Origin of the sequence: Haladaptatus sp. T7, from assembly GCF_026008575.1 — an archaeon.
Taxonomy (GTDB): domain Archaea; phylum Halobacteriota; class Halobacteria; order Halobacteriales; family Haladaptataceae; genus Haladaptatus; species Haladaptatus paucihalophilus.
In genome coordinates, this window is record NZ_BROP01000015.1 from 1 (window position 1) to 3,349 (window position 3,349).

The 3,349-nt window shown below is 55.3% G+C and carries 2 rRNA genes; both read right to left on the minus strand.

Features of this window, described 5'->3' with window-relative positions:
* Nucleotides 1–17: 17 nt before the first annotated feature.
* Nucleotides 18–139 (minus strand): 5S ribosomal RNA (rrf, locus tag OPC11_RS22035).
* 133 nt (nucleotides 140–272) lie between these two features.
* Nucleotides 273–3,190 (minus strand): 23S ribosomal RNA (locus OPC11_RS22040).
* Nucleotides 3,191–3,349: the final 159 nt, after the last annotated feature.

Sequence of the window (3,349 nt, forward strand, 5' to 3'; positions counted from 1 at the left end):
TGAATGCGAGTATGAATGGGAGGCGGCGAATCGGATTTCCCAGAGGCTCGCGCACTCCAGTACTGACCGAAACGCAGATAGGCTTAACTTCCGTGTTCGGGATGGGTACGGGTGTCGCCCTATCGCTCTGGCCGCCTTAACGTCAACTCACGGAATCGAACCGTGACAGGGATACCAATCGTTGATGGTTCGAACGAACCGTAATGTACGTGCAATCCAGTATACGCCTGGACTCACACACGAGAGTGCGTGTGAAACCAGTATGCGGTATGATTGTGTGGCGTCGATCTGTTAGTACTCGCGGACTGAACGCCTCGTTGCCTCGGCGCGTACATCCCGAGCCTATCGAACTCGTCTTCTACGAGTGATCTCGGTGATACTTCTTTTCCAAGTGGGTTTCGAGCTTAGATGCGTTCAGCTCTTACCCCGTGGTGCGTAGCTGCCCGGCACGCGCCCTCTCGGACGACCGGTACACCAGTGGCACCCATTCGTAGTTCCTCTCGTACTATACGAACGTTCTCGTCAAGTATCGTAACACCCCCAATAGATAGCAGCCGACCTGTCTCACGACGGTCTAAACCCAGCTCACGACCTCCTTTAATAGGCGAACAACCTCACCCTTGCCCGCTTCTGCACGGGCAGGATGGAGGGAACCGACATCGAGGTAGCAAGCCACCGGGTCGATATGTGCTCTTGCCGGTGACGACTCTGTTATCCCTAAGGTAGCTTTTCTGTCATCAATGGGCCGCAACAAGCAGCCTCATTGGTTCGCTAGACCACGCTTTCGCGTCAGCGTCCCTCGTTGTGTAGGACACTGTCAGACTTCCTTTTGCTCTTGCGCTCTTCCTCGAGTCTCCGACTCGAGTGAGGAAATCTTGGGGCGCGCTCGATATCTTTTCGAGCGCGTACCGCCCCAGTCAAACTGCCTGGCTACCGGTGTCCTCCGCCAGGAGTGAGGGTCGCAGTCACTACCGGGTAGTATTTCAATGATGCCTCGGTGATCCGCTAGCGCGGATACCTGTGTAATGGCTCCTACCTATTCTGCACAGTAGCGACCACGTCCCAGCGACAGCCTGCAGTAAAGCTCTATAGGGTCTTCGCTTCCCCTTGGGGGTCTCCAGACTCCGCACTGGAATGTACAGTTCACCGGGCCCAACGTTGGGACAGTGACGCTCTCATTGATCCATTCATGCAAGCCGCTACTGAAGCGGCAAGGTACTACGCTACCTTAAGAGGGTCATAGTTACCCCCGCCGTTAACGGGTCCTTCGTCCTATTGTACTAGGTGTTCAGATACCCGCACTGGGCAGGATTCAGTGACCGTACGAGTCCTTGCGGATTTGCGGTCACCTATGTTGTTACTAGACAGTTGGAGCGTCCGAGTCACTGCGGCCTGCTCTTATACAGAGCAGGCATCCCTTATCGCGAACTTACGGGACTAACTTGCCGAATTCCCTAACGTCGGTTGCTCCCGACAGACCTTGGCTTTCGCCGCCAGAGTACCTGTGTCGGATCTCGGTACGATTAACACACTCGTCTTTTCACGGGCTCCGGGTACCACCAACTTTCGCTATCCCGCCGTTCATCCGCTTCCTGCCATTACGGCTTCCACGGATTTTGACGGTTCGACCGGGCGAGGGCCCGGCTTGATGTTTCCTGAAGCGTCGACTTTGAATGGTGTTAGCACTGGAATATTAACCAGTTTCCCTATTGTCCTATTCGAATTACGGTAGGACTTAGGATCGGCTAACCCTCAGCTGATCAGCATTGCTGAGGAACCCTTACTCATAAGGTCGTCGGGGGTCTAACCCGACTAACGCTGCTACTATGGCCAGGATTTTCGATACTGAACGGTCCACACGAACTCTCGCCCGTGCTTCCACCCATTCAGAATGCCAACCTACTAGATCGCTCGATCAAGAGCGCTGCCAGGTCTCGGTGATGAACTTGAGCCCCGATCATTTTCGGCGCCGCAAACCTCGGCCGGTAAGCTGTTACGCTGTTCTTAGAGGGTAGCTGCTTCTAAGCTCACCTCCCGGCTGTTTAGGGCTTGCGACCACCTTCAATCGCACTTAGCTCATACTTTGGGACCTTAACCCGGCTCTGGGTTGTCTCCCTCACGGTACACAGGCTTACCCCGCGCACCGGATTCCTCGCGTCAACGGCGTCCGTAGGTTTGGAGTTTGACAGGGAGGCCGACTCCTCTCGGAGGCGGTTCTCCCAATCGGTCGCTCTACCCCACGAACTACCTTAGCGAAGGTCATGCTTCGACATGTTTCGGTTGGAACCAGCTGTTGCCGGATTCGATGGGCCTTTCACCCCTACACATAAGTCACGAGAGGGTATTGTAGGACACCAACTCTAACAGACCTCCACGTGGCTTTCGCCACGCTTCGTCTTGCTCATGCGTAGATCATCCGGTTTCGGGTCGTATCCAGTTGACTCCCCGCCCTTGAAGACGGTGGCCCTCACGCAAAGCGCTGCGGCCGTATTGGTTTCCCTGTGCCTGCCCCGATACTCGGGTTAGGCTCGCCAATTAGATACACTCCCTGGCTCGTTTTTCAAAACGTACGACAGAACACCGGCTCCCACCGATTCCTACTGCGGGCTTGCGCCCGGGTCGTTTTTCGGTGGGCCTTTTGTGCCCTGTCGCTCCATCGCCACCTGAGTTCAGGCCCTATTGCACCTCCCTTTTCGGGGTGCTTTTCAGCGTTCGTTCACACTACTTGTTCGCTATCGGTCTCGAGTCGTATTGAGTCTTCGCGGTCGTTGCCCGCGACATTCACAAGGGATTTCCGACCCCTGCTACTCGGGAGCTGACGCACATCGTACTGATTCTCATTACGGGATTGTCACCCTGTTTCATGCTCCGTTCCAGGAGACTTCATGAGACGGTTCCGATGATGAGTGTCAGTCCATACACCACATTGCCCGTGAGGGCTTCGGTTTGGACTTTGTCGTGTTCACTCGCCGTTACTAGCGACATCGCGTTTGCTTTTTGTTCCTGCCGATACTGAGATGTTTCAGTTCTCGGCGTTCCCCATTGCGCGAGGCAATTGCGGGGGGATTCCCATTCGGAGATCTGTAGTTCTTTGCCTCCGTGCGGCTTCCTACAGCTTTTCGCAGCTTGGCACGTCCGTCGTCGGCGCTCGAGCCGAGCCATTCACCAGGTGGCACAGTAGCCACGTTGGAATAACTTGGTTTCACTGTTAACTCACGATATGTGAGTCCAGTGGACGTCTGGATTGCACGTACATACGGTTGTCATTACACGACACGGTGGTCGCCGAGTGCGTGTATCGAACCCTTCCCAACCGCGTTTTCACGGGTTGGTGCATCGGTTTGTTGGG